Annotated in this window: 16 protein-coding genes, 1 pseudogene and 1 riboswitch; of the genes and pseudogenes, 10 read left to right on the forward strand and 7 right to left on the reverse strand. The window is 37.4% G+C overall.

What is annotated here, in order from left to right:
* Nucleotides 1-294: 294 nt before the first annotated feature.
* Nucleotides 295-2,961 (forward strand): cation-translocating P-type ATPase, encoded by a 2,667-nt coding sequence (locus CYK55_RS05140; RefSeq protein ID WP_034690128.1) that lies wholly within the window; start codon nucleotides 295-297, stop codon nucleotides 2,959-2,961.
* Between the two features lie 202 nt (nucleotides 2,962-3,163).
* Nucleotides 3,164-3,886, forward strand: a complete 723-nt coding sequence (locus CYK55_RS05145) for a class I SAM-dependent methyltransferase (RefSeq protein WP_034690126.1) — start codon at nucleotides 3,164-3,166, stop codon at nucleotides 3,884-3,886.
* A 30-nt stretch (nucleotides 3,887-3,916) separates the two neighbouring features.
* Here the strand turns inward: CYK55_RS05145 and CYK55_RS05150 are convergent, their stop codons facing one another.
* The gene (locus CYK55_RS05150; RefSeq protein WP_034690124.1) at nucleotides 3,917-5,074 is read right to left on the reverse strand and encodes a hydroxymethylglutaryl-CoA synthase; all 1,158 of its coding nucleotides are present in this window, start codon (nucleotides 5,072-5,074) and stop codon (nucleotides 3,917-3,919) included.
* A 455-nt stretch (nucleotides 5,075-5,529) separates the two neighbouring features.
* Here CYK55_RS05150 and CYK55_RS05155 point away from each other — a divergent pair, with 455 nt between their 5' ends.
* From CYK55_RS05155 to CYK55_RS05170, 4 genes are all read left to right on the forward strand, one after another.
* Complete coding sequence (locus tag CYK55_RS05155) at nucleotides 5,530-7,968, forward strand: hydroxymethylglutaryl-CoA reductase, degradative (protein ID WP_126134021.1); 2,439 nt, start codon at nucleotides 5,530-5,532, stop codon at nucleotides 7,966-7,968.
* 393 nt (nucleotides 7,969-8,361) lie between these two features.
* Nucleotides 8,362-8,529, forward strand: a riboswitch (M-box (ykoK) riboswitch).
* 84 nt (nucleotides 8,530-8,613) lie between these two features.
* Nucleotides 8,614-9,759, forward strand: coding sequence for an FtsW/RodA/SpoVE family cell cycle protein (locus CYK55_RS05160; RefSeq protein ID WP_034688064.1), 1,146 nt, complete (start codon nucleotides 8,614-8,616; stop codon nucleotides 9,757-9,759).
* Nucleotides 9,749-10,888 carry an FtsW/RodA/SpoVE family cell cycle protein gene (locus CYK55_RS05165; RefSeq protein WP_034688062.1) on the forward strand — a complete coding sequence of 380 codons (1,140 nt, stop codon included), beginning with the start codon at nucleotides 9,749-9,751 and terminating at the stop codon, nucleotides 10,886-10,888. The genes CYK55_RS05160 and CYK55_RS05165 overlap by 11 nt, the downstream gene beginning before the upstream one ends.
* A gap of 20 nt (nucleotides 10,889-10,908) precedes the next feature.
* The gene (locus tag CYK55_RS05170) at nucleotides 10,909-12,510 is read left to right on the forward strand and encodes a phosphatase PAP2/LCP family protein (protein ID WP_034688060.1); all 1,602 of its coding nucleotides are present in this window, start codon (nucleotides 10,909-10,911) and stop codon (nucleotides 12,508-12,510) included.
* Between the two features lie 121 nt (nucleotides 12,511-12,631).
* On the opposite strand, the gene CYK55_RS05175 is transcribed toward CYK55_RS05170, so the two are convergent.
* From CYK55_RS05175 to CYK55_RS05185, 3 genes are all read right to left on the reverse strand, one after another.
* Entirely contained in the window at nucleotides 12,632-13,372 is a 741-nt protein-coding gene (locus tag CYK55_RS05175; RefSeq protein WP_034688058.1) for a hypothetical protein, read from the reverse strand.
* A gap of 310 nt (nucleotides 13,373-13,682) precedes the next feature.
* Nucleotides 13,683-13,928 carry a hypothetical protein gene (locus CYK55_RS05180; protein ID WP_034688057.1) on the reverse strand — a complete coding sequence of 82 codons (246 nt, stop codon included), beginning with the start codon at nucleotides 13,926-13,928 and terminating at the stop codon, nucleotides 13,683-13,685.
* Nucleotides 13,929-13,950: 22 nt separating this feature from the next.
* On the reverse strand, nucleotides 13,951-14,802 hold the full coding sequence (locus tag CYK55_RS05185) for an aldo/keto reductase (protein ID WP_034688055.1): 852 nt from the start codon (nucleotides 14,800-14,802) through the stop codon (nucleotides 13,951-13,953).
* A 159-nt stretch (nucleotides 14,803-14,961) separates the two neighbouring features.
* Here CYK55_RS05185 and CYK55_RS05190 point away from each other — a divergent pair, with 159 nt between their 5' ends.
* Nucleotides 14,962-15,966 (forward strand): nucleoid-associated protein, encoded by a 1,005-nt coding sequence (locus CYK55_RS05190; protein ID WP_034688053.1) that lies wholly within the window; start codon nucleotides 14,962-14,964, stop codon nucleotides 15,964-15,966.
* Between the two features lie 151 nt (nucleotides 15,967-16,117).
* On the opposite strand, the gene CYK55_RS05195 is transcribed toward CYK55_RS05190, so the two are convergent.
* Nucleotides 16,118-16,474 (reverse strand): YxeA family protein, encoded by a 357-nt coding sequence (locus CYK55_RS05195; RefSeq protein WP_200868957.1) that lies wholly within the window; start codon nucleotides 16,472-16,474, stop codon nucleotides 16,118-16,120.
* Nucleotides 16,475-16,722: 248 nt separating this feature from the next.
* Between CYK55_RS05195 and CYK55_RS05200 the strand changes: the two genes are divergently transcribed.
* From CYK55_RS05200 to fic, 3 genes and pseudogenes are all read left to right on the forward strand, one after another.
* A complete protein-coding gene (locus CYK55_RS05200; RefSeq protein ID WP_126134425.1) occupies nucleotides 16,723-18,606 on the forward strand; it encodes a glycosyltransferase family 2 protein in 1,884 nt (627 codons plus the stop codon).
* A gap of 317 nt (nucleotides 18,607-18,923) precedes the next feature.
* The gene (gene tuf / locus CYK55_RS05205) at nucleotides 18,924-20,111 is read left to right on the forward strand and encodes an elongation factor Tu (RefSeq protein WP_034688048.1); all 1,188 of its coding nucleotides are present in this window, start codon (nucleotides 18,924-18,926) and stop codon (nucleotides 20,109-20,111) included.
* Between the two features lie 327 nt (nucleotides 20,112-20,438).
* Nucleotides 20,439-20,981, forward strand: a pseudogene (gene fic / locus CYK55_RS05210) (protein adenylyltransferase Fic).
* Nucleotides 20,982-21,054: 73 nt separating this feature from the next.
* On the opposite strand, the gene mprF reads toward fic, so the two are convergent.
* Nucleotides 21,055-23,640 carry a bifunctional lysylphosphatidylglycerol flippase/synthetase MprF gene (gene mprF / locus CYK55_RS05215; RefSeq protein ID WP_034688046.1) on the reverse strand — a complete coding sequence of 862 codons (2,586 nt, stop codon included), beginning with the start codon at nucleotides 23,638-23,640 and terminating at the stop codon, nucleotides 21,055-21,057.
* A 23-nt stretch (nucleotides 23,641-23,663) separates the two neighbouring features.
* Nucleotides 23,664-24,380: an alpha/beta fold hydrolase gene (locus CYK55_RS05220; protein WP_034688044.1), complete on the reverse strand. Its 717-nt coding sequence runs from the start codon at nucleotides 24,378-24,380 to the stop codon at nucleotides 23,664-23,666.
* Nucleotides 24,381-24,507: the final 127 nt, after the last annotated feature.

Raw genomic sequence — 24,507 nt, forward strand, 5'->3', positions numbered from 1 at the left:
AAAGGAGAGAAGCATATTCACAAGAAAACAAAGGTGGAAATTTTTTGAAAATATCAAGAGGATAAGCGAAAGTTGTTGCAATTTAAAAATAAATCATGTAGGATAAATGTACAGTTGAATATCTCCTTAGGGGAGTAACCGACAACATTTGTTGTGATAATATCAACAGTAAGTTAACCAAATGGTTTTCTGGTATTGTATGAAATGGTGAGACCTAAGACAAATCCGTATTTGTCTTAGGTCTCTTTTTTTTCAGGCGATAGCGGAAACAATAACTAAAATGGGGGATGAAATTTGGAAAACAAGGAACACGCACAATCAACGGTCTACAAAGAATCAATCGACACGTTGATGCAACAAACGCAAAGCTCACCTGATGGGTTGAGTAGTACGCAAGCAAAGGAAAAATTAGAAAGAGACGGCTTGAACCAACTGAAGGAAGCACCGAAGAAGCCAACTTGGAAACTGTTCCTCGAAACTTTTAAAGACGCTATGGTAATTGTGTTATTAGTTGTTGCATTGATTCAAATGGTGATGGGTGACTATATCGAATTTTTCGTTATCTTTGCCGTGTTGATGTTGAACTCAGTGATCAGTGTGATCCAAACGAAAAAAGCAGAAGGTTCACTTGAAGCATTGAAAAACCTTTCTGCTCCAGATGCAAAAGTGATTCGTGACGGAAAAGAAATGACGATTCCGGCGAATAAATTAGTGGTTGGGGATATTGTTTTACTTGATGCAGGTGACTATGTACCGGCAGATGGACGTTTGTTAGAAGCTGGTTCATTAAAAGTAGACGAAGGAATGTTGACAGGTGAGTCGACATCAGCAGAAAAAGAAGTAGTAGAAATTACTCAGACTGTGCCGATCGGTGATCGCTTGAACATGGTCTTTAGTGGTACGATCATTACTTACGGTCGTGGGAAATTCTTAGTAACTGCTACAGGAAACAATACAGAAATCGGTGAAGTTGCTGGTTTATTAGAATCAACAACGGAACAAGTGACACCATTACAACGTGGATTAGATAAATTCAGTAAGAAGTTAAGTTTAGCCATTTTAGGCTTATCATTGGTGATTTTAGGTATCCAGTTATTCCGTATCTATATGGGTGGCGGAACAGGAGATATGACGGCAGATATCGTTAGTGCCATCATGTTTGCAGTTGCGGTTGCCGTAGCAGCGATCCCTGAAGCATTGCAGTCGATCGTAACGATCGTCTTGTCACTTGGAACCAATAAAATGGCCAAACGACATGCCATCATCCGTAAACTACCAGCTGTCGAAACATTAGGCTCAACGAGTATCATTTGTACGGATAAAACTGGTACATTGACACAAAATAAAATGACGGTTGTTGACTATTATTTAGCTAATGGGGCAACTGGTGATTTTTCAAATGATCCAAAAAACTGGTCTGTGGACGAGCGTCGTTTAATTGAGATCAGTGTCTTGGCAAATGATGCGTCGATTAGTGAAGATGGTTCAAAACTAGGTGATCCAACAGAAGTCGCTTTTGTTGACTTCAGTGAAAAAATGAACCAACCTTATCGCGAGATCCGCCAAATGTATCCAAGACAAGCAGAATTACCATTTGACTCGGATCGAAAATTGATGTCAACAGCACATGAAATCGACAATCAACAATTCTTATTTGTCAAAGGTGGACCAGATATCGTGTTTGGCCGCAGTACAAAAGCATTGGTAAATGGTGAAGTCGTGCCAATGACAGATGAGTTAAGAAAAAAATTCCAAGAACAAAACGAAGCATTCTCAAAACGCGCATTGCGTGTATTAGCCTTTGCTTATCGACCAATCAATAGCCTAGAATTATCATTTGATGATGAAGATGATTTAATCTTAGTTGGGATCATGGCAATGATCGATCCGCCTAGAGATGAAGTAACTCAAGCGGTCAAAGAAGCAAAAAGTGCTGGGATCAAAACAATCATGATCACTGGTGACCACAAAACAACTGCGGTTGCTATTGCAAAAGAAATCGGTATTTTTGCTGAAGGTGATCAAGCCTTGACTGGTACAGAATTAGATGAGCTATCAGAAGATCAATTGAATGAAGTATTGGAAAAAGTAACGGTTTATGCGCGTGTATCTCCAGAAAATAAAATCCGTATCGTGCGTGCTTGGCAAACAAAAGGTCATATCTCTGCGATGACTGGTGACGGGGTAAATGATGCTCCTGCCTTGAAACAAGCAGATATTGGTATTGCAATGGGTACAGGTACTGACGTAGCCAAAGATGCTGCAGCAATGGTTCTGACAGATGATAATTTTGCATCGATCGTTAGTGCAGTGGAAGTAGGACGTAATGTCTTTGATAATATCAAAAAGGCTATCTCTTACTTGTTCTCAGGAAATTTAGGTGCGATCATCGCAATCATCTTTGCTTTAGTTGCAGATTGGTCAAATCCATTTACAGCCTTACAATTATTGTTCATCAACTTAGTCAACGACTCATTACCAGCAATCGCGTTAGGAACTGAAAAAGCAGAGCCAGCGACAATGAAACGTCCACCAAGAGATCCTAATTCAGGTATCTTTACGGACAAAACATTGATCTCTGTGACGTATCGTGGCGTATTGATCGGTATTGCAGTTATTTTTGCTCAATGGTTAGGAATGCAACATTCACCTGAATTTGGTGTAGCGATGTCCTTCACAACGTTGATCTGGTGTCGTACATTGCAAACATTCCCAGCCCGTTCAAATACACAAACAGCGATCCAAGCTGGTTTCTTCTCAAACCGCAGTGTCCTATTAGCAGTTGCTGTATGTAGTGCGCTTTACTGTATTGCGATGATCCCAGGACTAAAAGAAGTCTTCTCGATCCCAGCAGCATTTGGGTTGACTGAAGTCTTCACATGTATCGGAATCGCGCTTGTAACGGTTGTGTTGATGGAAATCACTAAAATGATTTTGGTACGTGTACAAGGCAACAAATAATCATCAAAGACACAATAGTTCATCTATCACTTACGAATAACGATGAAATGAGATAGTTTTAAGCCTTTCGAATCAAAAAAAAATCCACGAGAATCGTTTCTTCGATTTTCGTGGATTTTGATTTATACTAAGAAAAAAGCTCATCGTTTCTCTAATAAAAATATTTATTCCGAAAAGTGAAAATGAAAGGAGAAATATCCAAATGGACAAAGAAGAATGGAATACCTTTGCGAAAGACTATTACGAATCACAAAAAGAATCAAGTACGACGATCATAGAGGATGTCGTTGCTTATCTTAAAAGCGAGGATCTATTACCAGCTGTCTCATTCGCAGATGTTGCCGGTGGTGCAGGACGTTATCTGCCGTTAGCAAAAGAAACAGAACAATATGAGTTGATTGATTTTTCAGAAGAAATGCTTGTGTATGCTGAACATGAAGCACAAGTACTGGGGCTAAATAACTGCCAATTCATTTTACAAGATTTTACTAATTTTTTACAAGAAGAGAAGACCTATGAAGTTGTTTTTTCGGCAGCAAATCCCGCCTTGGTTTCTTGTGAACAATTGGAAAAACTGCGTGGGAAAGCGACGAGAGCTTGTTTGATCCTAAGAGTAGTCTCCTCAGAAGATAATGTCTTTGTCCCCCTTGAAAGGCATTTAGGGATCGAGGAATCTGACCCTCACACCTCGCCAACTATTATGGATCGGTTTGAGACGTATTTATCAAAGAAACACCTTTCTTATAAGATAACTGAATTCACTTATGATTCATGGGAAGAAGTCACGGCTTCATTTTTGCAGGCTTATTATGAAGAAATGCAAGATGATCCACGTTTCCAGTCAGCTCTCCAAGAATTATTTAAAAAAAGTGAGACAATTCAGAGTACAAATAAACTGACCTATCGATTATTGACTATCTATTAGTCAACGATCGAGGTCAGTTTTTTGCATTCATTATTTTTCTTTGTAAAAACGAATATCATTTTCAACTTTATAGATCGAGTAAGGTAGATCTGAATGATATTCAGCTGTTTCACCATTTCCCGGTAATGTTTCATTGAAGATCTTTTCATATTGATCAACCGTCAATGCTTCACGGTTATCTAACATCGCTTGATTGTCTTCTTTGAATAAGAAGTTTTGATAGCCTTCTTCTAAATATCCAGTGAAAAATTCACTCACAGCACCAGAACCATAGCTGAATAATCCGATACGGGCACCCGATTTCAATACTTGAGAATTTTCTAATAAAGAAATCAATCCCAAATAAAGTGAACCAGTGTATAGATTTCCTATTCGTCGACTATAGGTGATGCCTTCTTCATAACGAGCCATCAAACGATTTTGCGTTGCCTCATCTGTTTCTTCAATCACACTTTGTAACGCTTTTTTCCCCATTTTTGTATAAGGAATATGGAAGGTAAGTGCGTCATAATCTGCAAGTGTTCGACCTGTTGTTTCTTTATATCTATTCCAGACTTTTTGGAAAGACTCAATATAAGTAGAGTTGGACAAAGGACCATCTACTACAGGATATTGGCTATAATTTGGACGCCAAAAGTCATAAATATCTTCTGTTAAAAAGACACTGTGGTCTTCAAGAGAAAGAATCCGAGGGTTTTGTGTGATCATCATAGCGACCGCACCTACACCTTGAGTCACTTCACCACCGCTTGCTAGACCGTAGCGGGCGATATCGCTCGCAATCACTAAGACTTTACGATCTGGATGATTTTTGACATATTCTTTTGCCATGTGCAAAGCTGCTGTTCCCCCATAACAAGCTTCTTTTACTTCGAATGAACGAGCAAAAGGTTGAACTTTTAACAAATGATGGATGATCACAGCACTTGCCTTTGATTGGTCGATGCCTGATTCGGTACCCACAATGACCATATCGATTTTCTCACGATCTTCTTCTGTGATGATTTTACTCGCTGCATTTGCTCCTAGCGTGACGATGTCTTCATAAACTTGATTGACAGCCATCTGATCTTGACCGATCCCAATATGGTATTTGGCAGGATCATCTCCACGTCTGTTTGCTAATTCAGTCATATCTAAAAATAAATTAGGAATAAAAAAGGAAAGACGATCAATCCCTATTTTCATTTCAACACCTCTTTACTCATGATAAAAAACTTACTTTATTAAAGTATCACAAAATCGCTAAAAGAAATACAAAAAAGCTAATTTTTAAGGATTTGTAAAAAAATATAACGCTTTTTTTAAAAGGTGTATGTTATATTTGTATTTCCGGTAAAGAATGGTATATTTTTGTAGGAGATACTTGACAGTTAGAAGATGATCAACTGTCCGTCTTTTATACAATTTAATAAGAAGTGTATTTTAATTTTTACGAAACCATTCACATTGTTCTATCCATTTGATATAGACAAACGTTTTGGAGAATGTCTCGTCGGTTACAGCGTGACATTTTTCGCAAATATAAGAGAAATAAGGAGGGAATCCGTTTGCGCAAAAGATTGTAACACCTATAAATCCGTCGCGTTTTTTATCATACGTGGATGAGTAAATTTATAGACTTTGGCAACGGGTGGCTTAACTTGAAGGAAGTCGTTATTATAGATGCTGCACGAACACCGATTGGAAAGTATCGTGGTAGCTTAAGCAGTTATTCTGCTGTTGAGTTGGGAACATTCATTACAACAGAAATCCTTGAACGAACAGGGATAAATAAAGAAGCAATCAATCAAGTCATTTTTGGAAATGTGCTTCAAGCAGGGAATGGGCAAAATGTTGCACGACAGATTGCGATCAATAGCGGAATCCCCGTAAGTGTTCCGGCAATGACAATCAATGAAGTTTGTGGATCTGGGATGAAATCAGTGATCCTTGCGCGTCAACAGATCCAACTAGGTGAAGCGGATCTGATCATAGCCGGTGGTGTGGAAAGCATGACTAGAGCGCCGATGATCCAAGTGAGCGATCCAGAAAACGAGAAAATCGAAGAAATCTCAAGTATGGTCAATGATGGATTAACCGATGCATTTTCCAATACTCATATGGGACTGACAGCAGAAAATGTGGCAAAACAATTTTCTGTGACGAGAGCAGAGCAAGATCAATATGCACTGGCTTCACAATTAAAAGCAGCTAAAGCCAGCGAGTCAGGGATCTTCAAGGAAGAAATCATTCCAATTTCACGTAATGAAGAAGTATTTGCAACGGATGAAGCGGTGCGAGGAAATAGTACATTAGAAAAATTAAGCACCTTACGGACGGTTTTTGCGGAGGACGGCACAGTTACTGCTGGAAATGCTTCACCTTTGAACGATGGCGGCTCTGTACTGATCTTAGCGTCTAAAGACTATGCCATTGCTCACGACTTACCGTATTTAGCTACGATCAAAGGAGTCTCTGAAGTTGGTATCGATCCAAGTATCATGGGGGTAGCTCCAATCAAAGCAATCAATACCTTGATGGAGAAAACAGAGCTTTCCTTGGACGACATCGATCTATTTGAAATCAACGAAGCGTTTGCTGCGTCATCGATCGTTGTGAATCGTGAATTGAACCTCTCGTCAGAGAAAGTCAATATTTATGGTGGTGCGATTGCGTTAGGCCATCCAATTGGTGCTAGTGGCGCTCGTATCTTGACTACTTTAGGCTATGCGTTAAGAAGGCAGCATCAACGATACGGAGTAGCTTCATTATGTATTGGTGGCGGTCTTGGATTAGCTGTTCTTTTGGAAGCTAATTTGCAAGAAACTGGTGATAACGAAAAAAAAAAGTTTTATGAACTAACGCCAGAACAACGTAGACAGCGATTAGTTCAAGAAAAAGTGATTTCTCAAGCAGAAGCAACAGGTTTTAAAGAATCTGTTTTAACAGAAGATATCGCCAACCATTTGATTGAAAATCAAATCAGCCAAGTAGAGATCCCATTAGGTGTCGCATTGAATTTTCAAGTGAACGGTCAAAAAAAATGGATTCCTATGGCAACGGAAGAACCTTCTGTAATTGCTGCAGCTAGCAATGGCGCAAAAATATGTGGCGATATCAGCGTTCAGATACCGCAACGATTGATGCGTGGGCAAATCGTCTTGACTGGTCGTTGTGATTATCGAAAAGTCAAAGAAGTCATTGAAGAAAGAAAACCAGAATTGGTCACTTGTGCAAACGAAAGCTATCCTTCGATCGTCAAGCGTGGTGGAGGTGTCCGAGAAATTTCTACTCGAGAATTTATGGGGAGCGAGCACGCCTATCTTTCACTTGATTTTTTAGTGGATGTCAAAGATGCGATGGGTGCGAATATCATCAACTCGATTTTGGAGGGAGTTGCGGTTCGTATCAAAGAATGGTTCCCTGAAGAGGAAATCTTGTTCAGTATCTTGAGTAATCTGGCGACGGAATCTTTAGCGATCGCGACTTGTATGATTCCTTTTGAGCGATTGGCAAAGGACAAAGAAACAGGTCAGCAGGTTGCTGAAAAGATTCGTCAAGCGAGTGAATATGCAAAGTTGGATCCTTATCGGGCAACGACCCACAATAAAGGAATCATGAATGGTATCGAAGCGATCATCTTAGCCACAGGAAATGATACACGTGCAGCCGCAGCGGCTATCCATGCTTATGCTGCTCGAAATGGTAGTTACCAAGGGTTGACTGACTGGCAAATCAAGGAAGATCATTTGGTAGGGAAATTGACGGTTCCTTTAGCTGTTGCGATAGTAGGGGGCGCTTCCCGAGTCTTACCGAAAGCGAAAGCTTCTTTAGATATGTTGGCAATTGATTCTGCACAAGAATTGGCACAAGTGATTGCAGCTGTTGGTTTAGCACAAAACTTGGCGGCACTGCGTGCACTTGTTAGTGACGGTATCCAAAAAGGACATATGTCCTTACAAGCGAGAGCATTGGCAATCACAGTTGGTGCCAAAGGGGACGAAATCGAGGGAGTTGCCGCAAAGCTTAGGGAATCAGGAACGATCAACCAACAAAGCGCACTAGCTGCCTTAGAAGCTATCCAGGCAAGCAAAAACTAGGAATAATTTGCGAAATGGTCATAGTAGCTGAGTGAAAATGACAAATAATTTTCACTATTATAACATTTCTCTCGAAACACATAAAAAAATGCCTATGCTAAGTATGAAGGATCTATAATCTAAAATTTATTTTTTTCATAAGAGGCCATCACGTCTTTTTATGCTATTTTCATTTTTTGTGAGGTTGTATAATATGTAAAAAAACGTAACAGACCTTGTCGATTAAAGGTTTTCTGTTACGTTTTTTTACATACTCTGATCTAAAAAATATAGAACGTATATTATTAAATTTTAAAAATAATTTATATAACATTAAAAAAAGCTAAAGTTTTTTAAGCTTATTTGAGGTTCTCTTGTGAATAAATAATCTAACAGGTATACTTTTCCTCAAATAGAATAACTTGTTAGGCGAGACTCCTAAACAAACATAGGCTATTGCGCAGAAACGTCGAAAGACGCCAATGTGTAAAACAGGAATTGTCGGATTAAGGCTCTTCATAAGATAGCTAAGAGAAATCTTTACGTTGTTTAGTGTCAAAACTCACACGATGAGACTGAAAAGCCAATCGTTTTTTTCGTTTGGCTTTTTTTATTCAAGATGGGTAAGTGACGTATCTCCGCTGTAACACAAAGGAGAAATATAGGATGGGTGTAAAAGACATAAGAAAAATAGATTTGTATTTGCTCGTACCATATCTGTTGATCAGTGTAATAGGATTATTGATGATCTATAGTGCGAGTACGTTCCGTTTGATGTCATTCAATCAAAGTACAAATCAACTTTTAGTTCGACAAATGGTATTTGTAGCACTTAGTTGGGCAATGATTTTTTTCATTTACCGAGTGAAACCTGCATTTATACTCAATCATCGAATCGTAAAAATAATGATGGGAATCGGTATCGTGGGGCTGATCTTGACAAAGGTACCTGGGATTGGTGTCAATATCAGTGGCGCGCAAAGATGGATCTCAATTGCAGGTTTTCAATTTCAACCTGCTGAAATTGTCAATGTCGGTATGATTTTTTATTTAGCTTATTATTTTAGAAAACCCAAGCAATCATTGAATGAATTAAAAAAACCCTTTTTTATCATCGCTTTATGTTCTCTACTGATTTTATTCCAACCAAAAGTAGCTGGTGCGATCTTATTGATCATCTTAGCTGCAATCATGATCACGACTGTTCAATTACCAGTTCGCTATATTTTATTGTTTTTTGCAGGACTGTTCAGTCTCTTTTTGTTCCTTGGCGGCATCATTTATTTACTAGGGCAAAATGACCTATTACCAAGTATTTTTGCTCATACTTATGATCGCTTGAGCATTGCTTTTAATCCTTTTTTAGATCCTTATGGAAAAGGATTTCAGATGAGCCAATCTTATTATGCAATGTACAACGGTGGGCTTTTTGGATTAGGGCTGGGAAATAGTATTACCAAAAAGGGCTATTTACCAGTAGCCGAGACTGATTTTATTTTTTCGATTATTTTAGAAGAGTTAGGGCTGATCGTGGGCTTACTAATTCTAGCAATGGTATTTTCGATTATTTTGCGCTTATTTGTCTTGAGTGCGAATGAGCCAAATCAGCAAATCGGGTTGATTTATTTGGGAACAGGGATGCTGTTATTGCTACAGACAAGTATCAATATTGCAAGTATCAGTGGCATGATCCCAATGACAGGTATTCCGCTTCCTTTTATTAGTTATGGAGGATCAAGTTATTTGATTTTATCCATGCTTTTGGGCGTTTGCCTGAAATTGTCCTCACGAGGTAAGCAAAATGAAATTTAAAATAAATGAATTCAACTATGCATTATTTTTACCAATCTTTCTTTTATATTTATTAAGTGTCGGTGTGCAATATGGGGCAGCGGTTTATGACCAAGTTCCAGTCCGAGGAGTCGTGCTTCGACAAATCGTGTTTTGCTTGATGTCGGTCGGACTGTTGTTTCTAACACAACGAGTTAAAACAGTCGTATTGTTGAGATATTCTCCTTATCTTTATGGTTTTTCACTTTTTGTGATGGGTCTGTTGTATCAGTTTTATGATCCGGTGATGTTTCAACTCACAGGCACCAAACGTTGGCTTAGAATTGGCAGCTTTTCATTTCAACCTTCTGAATTAGTGAAACTCACCTTTATCTTAGTGGTGGTTTATTTGACCTTGATTTATGAGCAAAAGGTGAAGCAACGAACCGTTAAAACTGATTTATTTTATGTAGGAAAGATATTACTGGTTAGTTTACCGACCTTTTTATTGATGTACATGCAAAAAGATTTTGGAACAAGTTTGGTTTTTGTCATATGCTTGGGGGCATTATTCATGATCGCTGGGGTACATTGGAAGATCATGACGGCAATAACCTCGATTTTAGTTATTCTCGGGGCCATTTTGATTGCTTTAGTTTTTACTGAATACGGACACCAGATTTTATATCGTCTGAATTTTAAGACTTATCAGTTAGATCGAGTACGCGCATGGGTTGATCCATTTGCATATAGCCAATCGATTGGTTATCAACAATCACAAAGTTTACTTTCTATCGGGGCAGGTGGGTTTAGTGGCAGGGCTGAATCAATCAATCCTATCTATGTGCCCGTTCGTGAATCAGATATGGTCTTTACAGTGATTGCTGAAACATTTGGCTTTTTAGGAAGTGTTTCTGTGCTCTTTTTATATTTTTATCTTTTTTACCAAATCATTTATAGTGCAATCGAAACAAATAATAAAGGAAATGTGTATTTTGCGATTGTCTTCGTATTTGGTTTGTTATTCCAAGTGTTTGAAAATATTGGAGCTGCGATCGGTCTACTCCCATTAACAGGGATTCCTTTACCATTTTTAAGTCAAGGAGGAACTTCCCTCTTGGTTATTGGCTGTGGTTTAGGCATTATTTTAGGATTTAAAAAGTATGAATGAGAAGTAGAAGGGAAGTTATTATGAAACAGATGCCAAAAGGAACATTGGTGGTAGCATTCGTATCATTTGTCTTATTGACGACTTTAACCACACTAGTTATGACAGAAAACACCTTATTCAACCAACTCGATTTAGCCATTTATCAACAGGAGCGATTAATCGAATTCCCAGTATTAACAACATTTTTTAGTTATTTTGCAAAGCTAGCAACGATTATTCCTACTTTATTTTTCACAGGATTGCTTGCAATTTTTAGTTGGCGGAAACAGTACCATAAATTAGCCATTTGGCAAGTCTTAATGGTTTTGACAGTTAGTTTGATTGGCTATGTGATGAAACAAGCTATCCAGCGGACACGACCTGATGTGGAGCAATTGATCCCTAGATCTTCTTACTCTTTTCCAAGTGGTCATTCAATTTTGTCTATGACACTATTCCTAGTATTTTTGATCACCATGTACATTATTTATCATGAGAAAAGGGTAAATAAACTAGTATGGGTGGGGGCACTTTATCCATTATTGATTGCTAGTTCTAGAATTTATTTGAGAGTACATTATCCTAGCGATATCCTAGCAGGTTTTTTACTGAGTTTTTCAGTTGTTTTCTTATGCTATAGTCTGTTTTTCTCTTTTATCACTGAAAAAGCAGTAAGAAAAAAGCACCAACAAAAACGAATATTCACTAGAAAACAAAAAGTTTTATTGTCTATTATGGCATTTCTTTTCCTGTTAGTAGGTTCTGCAGTTGCGTATGGGGTTCGCTTTTACTACGATGCCAGGCAGACCGTGACTTCGATGCAACAACCGTTACAAAGAGAAACCGTTCAGCGGGAAAAAGATACGCCAGTCAGTATTTTAGTTTTAGGTATCGCCAATAATTCAATTAGAAAAACGGACTATCGTGCAAATACGATCATGTTGGTTACATTGAATAATCAAAAGAAAACAACGACGATCACGAGTATCCCTCGAGATTCTTTCGTAGAAATTGCCAATATGGATGGACTGGTTGATAAAATCAATCATGCCCATTCTTACGGTGGTATCGACATGATGGTGGATACGGTTGAACAATATCTTGATATACCGATTCATCACTATGTGTCATTGAATATGGATGGATTAGAAGCGTTGATCGATGCTGTGGGAGGAATCACTGTAAATAATGCGTTTGAGTTTACAGCAGAAGACATCCATTATCCAGAAGGAACGCTAGAATTAAATGGTTGGGAAGGATTACAGTATGCCCGCATGCGAGCAGAAGATCCTGAAGATGACTATGGGCGACAGAAAAGGCAAAGGGAAGTCGTCAATATTTTAGTCAACGAGTTCTTATCTGTGAAAAGTTTATTCAATTATCGCCAGCTTTTAGAGGTAGTCGGTGAAAATGGGACAACGGATATGTCCTTAGATGAAATGCTCGGAATGATGAATGAATACCATTCGGCATTATCCAATATCACAAACCATCAGTTGAAAGGTGAACAATATATTGGTGATGGCATCTTGGGAGAAGCAGGGATCTACTATGAGAAGATACCAGATGAGGAACGGATGAGAGTGATGCAGTTAGTGCAAGAGCAATTAGAAACAACAGGGAAGAACGCAGCGCAACAATAGGAACAATCGATATTCTCTATTTTACATTTATAAATGATAAAAAAGCAGTTGAAATGAACGATGATCGTCATTTCAGCTGCTTTTTTAGGTAAAAATCATCATGCAATCTATTTGCTTGCGTTTATCTTTCGTTAATCGGTGTAGCGGCAAATTGTTCGATCAATGGCACTAATGTCAATTTCACTTTGTATTTACGTTCTAAAGCTTTTTCGATCGTAAATTCATTGACAGCAGACAAAGAGATCTCTGCTAATTTTCGTGTGTCATCTTTGACTGTTTCATTGATCACTACAGCATCTGCTGTTTTTTCAGCAGTGAATTTCGGATATTCTGCTACTTGTTTTGCAAAATCATCGAAAGTCAAAGAATCGGTTGATGCTTTTTCATCACTTGTTTTCTTGGCAGTTGTTGCTTCTTCACTGACTGATTGAGAAGTTGTCTCAACTTTTTCAACTTCTTTTGTTGGTGTTTCTTTTACGGACGCGTCATTAGTGACTGGTGTCGCCACAGGTTGAGCCGTTGGTTGATCTTTTTTCATGCGTTGATCATTCCAGTAAGAAACGATCTCAATCAATAGGTTGTCACGGAAACGTTCAAAAATCGTTGCTTCACCAGAACGAATACGTTTCAAGACAGCAGTAAAGTTATCGTCGATTGGTACATTGATGCGTGTATCTTCATTTGCTTGTCCTGCTAAGCCAATGATTAAGACTTGACGGTTTTTAGGATCAAGCATGACTTGCAATGGTAGACCATAACGGCGTAAACTTTCTTCTTCCAATGAACGGAATAATTGCGTGCGAATTCCATCTAAAGAAGGACGGAATTGTTTTAATAATTTTTGTTTTTGTTTTTTCTTCATAAATACTCTCCTTCATTCATACCCTTTCGATTATAAGAAAAAAACGAGCAAATGAAAAGGTTTATCAAGAAAAAACTTTTATTACTTCGATGGAAAAACAAAAATTGAGTAAGATAATTGATCTCTCACATATGTCAAAACTGAATAAACGGTGGGAACAGCAGTAAATTTCCGGGAAATAAGGCAACATCCACAAAAATTTGACGAACAATTTTCGTAGATATCGCCTTATTTCTCGAGGCTAAATACTTCTGTTCCAATCGCTCAAAAAGGGGAGCAAAAGGCCATTGGCTAATGCTCCCTAATCTAGTTATTTTTTTGGCAATAAGGCAAAGGTAACTAGTTCTGGTGAATAGATGACCTCATGTCCTTGCCATTGCATTGTCATCAATGAATGATCCAAGCGTTTTTTTATTTCCGCAATTTTTTCATCCCTTGTCCAATTTCGAGCAGGAAAATGCTGGATTTTTTCTGGGCGGATCAAAAAGATGAAATCTGAATCAAATGTCTGCGTCACTTTTTCAGATAAATGATTTAAGCGGTCCACGGGGTTCATAGCATATCACTATCCCTTACCTTTAAAATTGTGTAGTATCTGGATCTTTTGCTTTGCCAACGACACCATCTAATTGGTCGATCGTCTTCATTTCTTCTTCTGATAGCTCAAAATCAAATAATTCAGTGTTCTCCTTGATTCTGCTTGGTGTGACAGATTTTGGTAATGGTAAGAAACCATGTTGTAATGACCAACGTAGGGCTACTTGGGCAACGCTCTTGTTATGTGTTTCGGCAATCTCTTGCATTTCTGTGACGTCGAAGATTTTACCAGTGCCAAGAGGGCTATATGCTTCAAGGACCATCTCATGTTTTTTCGCGTACTCAACTACAGGTGGTTGCAATTCGCCAGGAGCAAGAAATACTTGATTGACCATTGGCATGATTTTTGCTGTTTTTGCAAGTTCATCTAAGTGATGCGGTAAGAAGTTGCTGACACCGATTGCTTTGATCTTTCCAGCTTCGTATAACTCTTCAAAAGCACGCCATGTTTCGGCATTCGCTTCTTGCCAATTTTCACGGAAAGAAACTGGATTTGGCCAATGGATCAAGAAAAGATCCACATAGTCTGTTTGTAATTTTTTTAAGGACTCTTCGAAAGAGGACATTGCTAGGTCATAGCTATGGTTTTCGTTCCAAAGTTTAGTCGTTAAAAAAATCTCTTCTCTTGGAACACCACTTTCTTTGATTGCTTGTCCGACACTTTCTTCGTTTTTGTACCCTTGAGCGGTATCAATATGACGATAACCAGCAGCTAATGCTTCTTTAACTGAGGAAACAGCAACGTTTCCGTCAGGGGTTTGCCAAGTACCGAAACCGACAACAGGGATTTCATAGCCATTTGATAAACGGTAAGTAGATGTTAGTGAATTCATACTTTCAGCTCCTTTGATTTTAGTACACTTTAAGTGTAGCTTATTTTCTAAAAAAAGAAATGTATTTTGTTTGTTATAAAATATTTTTTTGTTCGTTCCATTTTGTCGCTGGTATTTTTGTTTGGTTTTCCGTAAACTAGAGCAGAAAGGAATGAAACGATGGATATCTATTTAAAAAAAGCAATTTTGCATATTATTGATCGAGAAACAGGATCTCCTGTATTTTCACAACAGGAACTGGATCTTACGAAAGATTTTGTCAGGGAATTTCTACAAAAGAAAATCCAAAAAATCTCTTCTGCGCAAACCAAAACAGGGCAACTCACTGAAGAAAGCCTATTTTCTCAAAACTTGAAACAGTGTCAAGAAAATTTTGTCGAAGAAAGTGAGCGTTTAGTCCAACGGTGGTTTGACATCTATGCAGAAAGTGAGGAAGCACCTAGTGCAGATGTTTTCGTTGTCTTGTATGAAGTAGACACTGTGATGTATTTAGCTTTATTGAAAGTGAATTATCGTGATGCTTATACTCACTATGTGGAAGCAGATGAAGCTGGTATTGACAACCGTTTGATTTTGAACCGAGCAATCCTTGGCTCAAAATCTCAAAAAGCAGATGAAGCATTAGCAGTCAATCTGACAGATCTGACGTATGAGTTGATTGAAAAACGCTATGAGTTCTCTGGTAAAAAAGAATGGTACTTTTCGGGTAAGGTGATCGAGAGTGTCCCGGCACCCTCTTTAGAAGACAATGTCAAAGTGATAAAAAAAGTGGCGAAACAGCTAGGCAAAAAGTTTGAAACAGAAGAGTTCGATATCATGGCGGACTTAAAAGAAGCTGTGTATGATACGATCGAAGAAAAAGGTCGGCTAGATCATGAAATGATCGCGGAGAAAGTATTCAAAGAAAATATCACTGCCAAGTTAGCATTCCAAGAAGAAGTCAAAGAACAAGGCTTTATTCCAGAAGCACCACCAGTGAGAGAAGTACAAGAAATCTCAGAGAAAAAATTTGGAAAACAAAAATTCCGTTTATCAAATGGTATTGAATTGATTGTACCAGTAGACGTTTATCGTAACCCGGATCTGATTGAATTTGTTAATAATCCTGATGGTACGATCTCTGTTATGATCAAAAATGTTGATGAAGTATTGAATCGTTTATAAACTTAGCTAGTAGAAGTTAGGACAGAAGTGTCTAGCTCCTAGAAATAAGACATCCTCCACGAAAATCTTCAGAACTTCGTAGAGGATGTCTTTAATGTAAGTGAGCTATTTCTAGACCACCATTTATTTGTTTTGAGTATAGAGTTGTCGATCATTGATCTAATTGTTCTAAAGCTTTTTTAGGAACGTCAGGTGCTTTCACTTCTTCCCAACTGATCACGCCTTTACGTGGATTCACTAGTAGTTTCAAATAGGCATCCATCTTCAAAGGACGGTCTCGTGCTTCTCGTAAGGTGATGGCTTTTTCTTCGCCCTGTGTGTTATATGCATTTTGATCATATACATAAATTGAAATGTTCATGCCATCATCAGCTGATTCGACTTTTTTTTCTCCATTAGTGGTGATTTTCGTATAATAAGTTTCACCGCCATAAAAATAACCATAAGCGATAAAGCTTCCCCCTAGGAAAATTCCCAATACAATCAATAATGCTATCAATTTTTTTATCATTTTTATCACCTCGGATACTATTATTCAACAAAATCTGTTATTCGTCTATCGAAAGTCCAAAATTTATCGTATTTATATATAATTATGGCATATTTAGTGTTTTTTGTATAAAATACTTAATTTTTCTGAGAGAGTTTTTTTAAAAGTTCATTTTACGATAATCGAATTTTAGGAAAGCTAGTTGCTTTGATTAAAAAAAAGCACATTATATAATAGATCATAATATTATGAAAGGTGGTATAAAAATGGAACTGTATTATTTAGTTGGTTTGTTTGGCATAATTTTTGGGTTTTATGCTTTAGCAAAAAGAAACAATAAGATAAAATCATTATTTTCAAAATTAACGTTAGCATTCTTAATTGTATACTTGATCTGGCGACTTTTCTACACGATACCAAATGATGAAGTGATATCATTAAGTTTCGGTCTTATTTTATATGTGGCGGAATTTATTGGTTTATTTGTGTATGGTTTTTTTATTTACTTATTTTCTAATAAGTTATCGAAAGAGTCTATGATAGTTCATTACGATCAAGAGCCATTTCAACCAAGTATAGCAGCGTTTATTTGTACGTATAACGAAGATAATAAATTAGTGATTGCGACTGCTTTAGCTGTTAAAGCGTTACGTTATCCAAATAAGAAAATATATATTTGTGATGATGGTCATCGTGAGGAATTGAAAGAACTTGCAGAAAAATACCATATTGGTTATCTGACAAGAGAAGGGAATGAGAATGCAAAGGCAGGAAATATCAACTATGCACTTTCAAAAACAAGTAGCGACTTGATTTTGCTTTTAGATGCTGATTTCATCGTTAAAAAAAATATCATTTATGAGGCTATCGATTATTTTAGAAATCCAAAAGTTGCGTTAATTCAATATCCTCAAACTTTTTATAATAAAGATCCTTTTCAATTATTGAGAAAATCATTTTACAATGAGCAGGAATTATTTATGCGCTTTTTAGAACCAGCCCTTTCACGTGAAAATGCATTGATCCATATCGGGACCAACGCTATCATTCGACGCAGTGCTTTAGAGGAGATAGGTGGCGTTCCAACAAAAAGCATCACTGAAGATATGGCAACAGGGATGTTATTGCAAAATGCTGGTTATGAAACGATTTTCATAAATAAAGCTTATGCTATGGGAATTACGCCATATACAGCTCGAGAGTTGTCCTCTCAAAGGACACGCTGGGCGCAAGGAACAAAACAAATATTTGACCATTTTAAACCACGTAAATTTAAAGGGTTATCTCGTATGCAAAAATTGTGTTACTATAATTCTTATTTGTACTGGTTTACTTCATTTCAAAAAATCATTTTTTTATTAGCACCTACTCTTTTTATGGTCTTTGATATATTTATTGTTCGAAGCAACAACAATCAGTTATTATTATTCTTTTTACCACCGTTTGTCATGATTTCTCTTTCGTTTCGGTTGTACGTTCCTAAAATTAGGAATCTTACTACTTCTCATATCTATGATTGTTTCGTCGCGCCGATTCATACTAGAGCATTGATTAAAGAGTTCTTTCATTCAGAAAAAAAATTCAAAGTGACAAAAAAGGAACTTGTTGACAGTCAGTCTTTTGATTGGCGAACAGTTTTTCCCCACATGTTATTATTTGGTTGGATCGCTTTCGCCTCTATTGTTGCATTGTACCGGCTTTATCTAGGTGAAGGGTATGAAACAGGCTATATTGTGACACTTCTATGGTCATTTTATAACCTTTATGGGTTATTCTATGCGATTTTAGTTGGTAAAAATCGAAAAATTGAAAGCGATAGTGAAGCATTGAGCATTGTAACAAAGAGAAAACTAAGTTATCTATCCCAATCATTTGAGATGTATCAAATGAGTTATAACGGATTTAGACTTCGTTCCCAAAAATTAGTTAATCATACTTTTATACCTGGGAAAGCTTATTTGTTTATGGATGAGAAAACTGGACTTAGAATCAATTCGATATGTAAGGAAAATCATGAGAGATATGTGACTTTTTCATTTAATAATTTAACACAATCTTCTGCAGAAGAATTTGCAAGTTACTACAGTGATCAGTTGAATGCAGCAAAACAATTAGAGTTCGATATGGAAATTGATACTTTACAATTTTGAGAGTATGACCGTTACTAAAGGAAAACAAACGCTGATAATAATAAAATTAGCGAGATAACAGATGTTACTTCTGTTCCCGCTATATATTTGGTTTTGGAATATGCCCGAGGTCTAATGGTCCACTCGCTTTTTTTAGTGAAATAGTTTATCGAAACACTTTGATTGACTTTGACCATCTTTGACGTATAATAGATTTTGTTCATAACTTACAAAAAGTAAGTTTGGTTGGTTTTTTTGCGTTCGCTTTGAAACAACCAGCTATGAACTATGAGCTGAAATCATTCAGTGCATAAGACTATTTAGGAGGTTTGTTAATTATGGCAAAAGCACATTTTGATAGAAGTAAACCACATGTAAACATCGGTACCATTGGCCACGTCGATCATGGGAAGACCACATTGACTGCTGCAATCACGACAGTATTAGGGAAAAAAGGCTTAGCAAATCCTCAAGATTATGCAAGCATTGATGCAGCTCCAGAAGAACGTGAACGTGGGATCACTATCAACACAGCACACGTAGAATATGAAACGGATAAACGTCACTATGCGCATATCGATGCACCAGGACATGCGGATTATGTGAAGAACATGATCACAGGTGCTGCTCAAATGGATGGTGCGATCTTAGTTGTTTCTGCGACAGACGGACCAATGCCTCAAACTCGCGAGCATATCCTTTTGTCACGTCAAGTTGGCGTAAAATATTTGATTGTATTTTTGAATAAAGTTGATTTGGTCGATGATGAAGAATTAATCGATCTTGTAGAAATGGAAGTTCGTGAATTATTGAGTGAATATGGTTTCCCAGGAGATGACACACCTGTCATTAAAGGCTCTGCATTGAAAGCATTGCAAGGTGACCCTGAAGCAGAAGCTGCGATCAATGAATTGATGGAAACAGTGGATGACTATATCCCAACACCAGAACGTGATACCGACAAACCATTGCTTTTACCAGTTGAAGATGTTTTCTCAATCACTGGTCGCGGAACCGTAGCATCTGGTCGGATCGACCGTGGAGCTGTTCGTGTCGGTGATGAAATCGAGATCATCGGAATCAAACCTGAAACGAAAAAAGCGGTTGTGACAGGGGTAGAGATGTTCCGTAAAACGTTAGATTATGGTGAAGCAGGAGATAACGTAGGAATCTTATTACGGGGTATCCAAAGAGAAGATATAGAACGTGGACAAGTAATTGCGAAACCTGGTTCAATCACACCACATACAAAATTCAAAGCGGAAGTCTATGTATTGACAAAAGAAGAAGGTGGACGTCATACACCGTTTTTCAATAATTATCGTCCACAATTTTATTTCCGCACAACAGATGTAACAGGGACGATTGTGTTGCCGGAAGGAACAGAAATGGTTATGCCTGGAGACAACGTAACGATCGAAGTAGAGTTGATCCATCCAGTGGCGATCGAACAAGGAACGACTTTCTCCATTCGTGAAGGTGGTCGAACTGTTGGCTCAGGAATGGTAACAGAGATCGAAGCGTAAGTATTTTTATAAAAAAATAAAAATACTGAAGATAAGGTGTTTACTCGAATATCTTGTCCAACGATTGTAACGAAAAGTATCAAGCATCAATAAATAAGCGGGAAAACTCGAAAAATTTTTGGGTTTCTCGCTTATTTTTTTGAAGGGGACATCTTCGAATAATGTTTGTGCAATTCTAGTGGGCATAAGACGACTAGTATCATAGCTGCTTATTTGCATAGATTTTTCTTATTTTTAGCATGACCATAAATTTGTTATCATAAACTTATCTGTGTTTGTAAAAATCATGATAAAAAGTTAAAAGGGAGCATCTAATGATTTTAGAAAATAAGCAAGCAAAAAGCAAAGAATTTATATGATTCTGGAAGAATAGTTGAACTAGAATTTGGAACATTTAAGGGGTTATGCGAAATCCATGACTATTTATTTTCTGAAATCTATGATTTTGCTGGCGAAATCCGCTCGGTAAATATTGCAAAGGGAAATTTTCGTTTTGTGCTGGTGATATGTTTGGCCTTTTCTCTAAAACATATTGACCAAATACCACAGTCTACTTTTGATGAAATCATCAAAAAATATGTAGAGATGAATATCGCGCATCCTTTTCGTGAAGGTAACGGGAGAAGTACTAGAATTTGGTTAGATTTTGTTTTGAAATCAGAGATATAGAAAGTGATTGACTGGAATTTGATTGATAAGTCTGATTATTTATCTGCAATGGAACGAAGGCCGATCAATGACTTAGAAATCAGCTATTTGATATCTAACACGTTGACTGATAAGATTTCCGATTGTGAACTTTATATGAAGGGAATCGATGTGAGTTATTTTTATGAAGGTTATTCTGAATATATCATTGATGACCTATAACAGAAGAAAAAATGTTTATGAATAAACAAAGTACGCCTGATTTTGACTGAAACAGCAAAATCAGGCGTTTTTTTTATTTACGGAACCATTTTTTTAAGCCATTCAAAGGTTTAGAATGTTGATCAACGGGCGCATTATCGATGATCAATAACGTGATCATTACGTAAGCAATCCAGCTATCTCTTGAATAGAGTGTATAGCGAGATTTCCAGTTGGTGGCGTATTTATCTTTATATTCTCTCAATCCTTGAAAAGAATAGAAATGAGAGCCAAACTCATAGACTAAATAAGCAATTCGTTCTTGAATGAAACTTTTCCTTGAAGTCCCGACATTAGACAGGGGAGCCATACCTAAATTGAACCATTGGATCTTTTCCTCCTTCATATATTCAAAGAGGTGGATGAACAAATAGTCCATGCTGCCAGAAGGGGCAGTCTCTGGATCATAGCGCATCAAATCAATCGTTCCGATCTTATCATTCGTATAAGTCGGCATGATCGAAGCAAAAGCGACCAGTTCATCCTGTTCGTTTTTGACGACTGCAATCGGTGCTCGCTGCAAATAATCTTCTGAGAAGAAACCTAATGAGAAGCCTTTTTCTTTGCGACTACCTAACCAACGATCAGAAATTTTTTTAAGCTCAGCCATTTGTTGGGATGAAAATGGGGGCTGAAGTACCTCAAACGTGAATCCTTCTCGTTCAATGCGGTTTAATATTGCACGTGTACCTTTCATTTTTTTCCCAGAAGTCGTGAAGTCGACTAATGAAACATGGCCTTCTTCTCCCATTTTGATAAAGTCATAGCCAAATTCATGAAGGATCATAACCAGTTCTTCGCTCGTTTCATAAAAGACTGGCAAGTAGCATAAGCGATCTGTTTCTGCGATAAACGCTTCGATCGCTTCTGGAAAATCTTCTTTTTTGCCTGAGGGATCGCCCATCACTACACATTTATTGTTATAACTAGCAAATTGTAACAAGACGGTTGCTTCCCCGTCTTTTTCATAGGTAAACATCCGTTTATCTTTCAAAAATATCAGTTGACTATCTGAATTACCGCCGTAAGTTTCTAAAATCGTAGTAGCGACCGCTTCATCTAACTCTTGTCCAACTTGTGTTTTTTTACCTTGGAGATAGTGGACAAATAAAATCATGATAAAGGCTACTGCTAAAATTGCTAGAAAACCAGACAACCAAATTTTTTCTGATGGAAATAGAAAAAATGAAATAAACCGATGATTACGATGTGGAAAAGTGGGCATATTATAAACACCGATCACGATATATAAAACGGTCAATGCACCTATGATCAACCCATCGATCGTCAACCATTCCCAAGAGTAGATAAATTGATCTCTGAACAATTCATTACGTGAAGCGATCACGATACCTAATAGCAACAGTAAGAAAATAATGCCAGTAGTGCTTAGATCATTCAGCCCAACATAAATTAATGAAATAAGGATCAAAAAAATGGTTGGCCAGTAGACACGCTTGACTCTGGCTGCGATGCCTCGTCCCATAATAACAAACAAGAAGCCTAACAATATGCTTGGAAATTGCATAATAAAATGCATCTTTATAGGATTGATATGATGCAACCAACGAAACTCAGTAAATGCTTGCGGGATCGTTGCTGAAAGAACCAACATGATGCCAGAAAAATACATTAAGATCACCAGGATCTTCCGGGCAATCTGGGTCGCTAATTGCTTTGGAATACCAGAGTATCGTTGGTCGATCGATACACCGACATTTTTAAAGAAGAAAACTAATCCAATGAAAAATGGAATAAAGTAATAGAAGATCCGATAAAGCAAGATCCAGATCACAACGGTTTCTTTGGGGATACCTAGAGCTGATAAACCAAAGATCATCATCACATCAAAACTACCGATTTCTCCTGGGATCATCGAGATGATCCCGATAACTGAAGCAGCGATAAATAGAGGGATTGTCTGCCATAGATCGATGGGGATCTCCATCAAATAACCGACTGCAAGAAAGGTTCCTAAGACACCCGTCCATTCCAATAAGGAAACGAGTAACAATTGACCTTGGGATTTAATTGAAAGACCACCAACATAGCCTTCTTTTTTGATCGTGGTAAAAATAAAAACGATGGGGAAATACAAACCACCGGCAATCAACCAAATCCAATACTGTTTAAGAAACGGAGCGACGGGGGTAAAGAAGACCATAAAAAACGATAATAAACTATACAGAGATAAACCCGCCATCAAAAATAAAAATACTTTAGATAAAGCTTGCATGACTTGTTTGCCATCTTTTTTTTGACCGTAGAGTTCGGATCGTAAACCGATACTGACAAAGCCACCAAATCCAGCAATGTTATTAATGGTATTGATCATCCAACTTGTTTCAAATAAATACAATGGCTTTTGTTTTTGATTTAGTAACTTGTTGAAAATCAAATCATATCCGATCATGGGTAGAATGGAAATCAACCCAATCAAAAACATGACACCAATTTTCCAAAGTGGGATCGTCGAAAATGTTTGAGCTAATTGGTCCGCAGATAACAAAGTACTGATTGTCATCAATTCACGAATAATAATCACTAATACGGAAATCAAAAAAATCGTTTTGATAAGTCTCAAGTGGCTTTTGAACCACTGAATGATTGGCTTGAACAAAAAATCACCTACTATTTTCAAATTTATTTTGTCAAGAAGTCTAAAACTTCTTGATTGAAGCGTTCTGGGTTTTGGCGGGCTAATTGGTGTCCTTGTCCTGTGACAAGAACAAATGAAGCATTAGGAATCGTTTTCGCTAAATAAAGCGAATGTTTCAGTTTGATGACATCTTTTTTACCGACGATGATCAGTGTTGGGCAATTGATTTTTTCTAAATGTTCTGTCGTGAGACCAATATCATGAAGCAATAAATCGATGACCAATAAATGCTGACGTAAATGTGGCTGGAACAGTGCGCGCAACCAAACAAAGAAATAGTGAAAAGCACTGAGTAGTCGTGAGGACCAGAGAACACCATTCAACCGTGTATTACCCGAATTTAAAATCAAGCGATTGACCCTATCTGGATAATTACTTGAAAAAACTAAGGCAAGATTGGCTCCATCACTAAATCCCAAGATATTCGCTTGTGAGATTTGTTCCAGTAGCATGATTGTCAATAAATCATCTGCCATCAAACGAAAATTCAATGTTCCTGCTTGATTTGTCGATTGTCCATGCCCACGACTATCGATGAGATAGATCGTAAAGTATTGTTCTAAAACGGGCACTTGTTCTGAAAAGAAATCACCGCTCCCGTCATTTCCATGAAGTAGCAAGAGGGGAAATCCATGTCCACTTTTTTCATAATAGATGTCAGTACCATCTGCCATTTTTGCAAATTTCTTTTCTCTTTTCACCTTTATCACCTACTATTTGGATTATAACGCTCTTTATCTATTTTATAAATCGAAACTCTATAAAACGAACGATCATTTTCGTAAGGTGAAAGCGAAAATGAAACATTCATTTTTTATTAAATTAAAT

This window comes from Enterococcus mundtii, assembly GCF_003957375.1.
GTDB lineage: Bacteria > Bacillota > Bacilli > Lactobacillales > Enterococcaceae > Enterococcus_B > Enterococcus_B spodopteracolus.

What these genes read in the sequence shown, in the direction of transcription:
- CYK55_RS05160 (WP_034688064.1), top strand. Translation starts at nt 8,614, where the DNA reads ATGGGTGTAAAAGACATAAGAAAAATAGATTTGTATTTGCTCGTACCA.
- CYK55_RS05170 (WP_034688060.1), top strand. Translation starts at nt 10,909, where the DNA reads ATGAAACAGATGCCAAAAGGAACATTGGTGGTAGCATTCGTATCATTT.
- CYK55_RS05180 (WP_034688057.1), bottom strand. Translation starts at nt 13,928, where the DNA reads ATGAACCCCGTGGACCGCTTAAATCATTTATCTGAAAAAGTGACGCAG.
- CYK55_RS05165 (WP_034688062.1), top strand. Translation starts at nt 9,749, where the DNA reads ATGAAATTTAAAATAAATGAATTCAACTATGCATTATTTTTACCAATC.
- CYK55_RS05190 (WP_034688053.1), top strand. Translation starts at nt 14,962, where the DNA reads ATGGATATCTATTTAAAAAAAGCAATTTTGCATATTATTGATCGAGAA.
- CYK55_RS05145 (WP_034690126.1), top strand. Translation starts at nt 3,164, where the DNA reads ATGGACAAAGAAGAATGGAATACCTTTGCGAAAGACTATTACGAATCA.
- CYK55_RS05175 (WP_034688058.1), bottom strand. Translation starts at nt 13,372, where the DNA reads ATGAAGAAAAAACAAAAACAAAAATTATTAAAACAATTCCGTCCTTCT.
- CYK55_RS05150 (WP_034690124.1), bottom strand. Translation starts at nt 5,074, where the DNA reads ATGAAAATAGGGATTGATCGTCTTTCCTTTTTTATTCCTAATTTATTT.
- CYK55_RS05185 (WP_034688055.1), bottom strand. Translation starts at nt 14,802, where the DNA reads ATGAATTCACTAACATCTACTTACCGTTTATCAAATGGCTATGAAATC.
- CYK55_RS05200 (WP_126134425.1), top strand. Translation starts at nt 16,723, where the DNA reads ATGGAACTGTATTATTTAGTTGGTTTGTTTGGCATAATTTTTGGGTTT.
- tuf (WP_034688048.1), top strand. Translation starts at nt 18,924, where the DNA reads ATGGCAAAAGCACATTTTGATAGAAGTAAACCACATGTAAACATCGGT.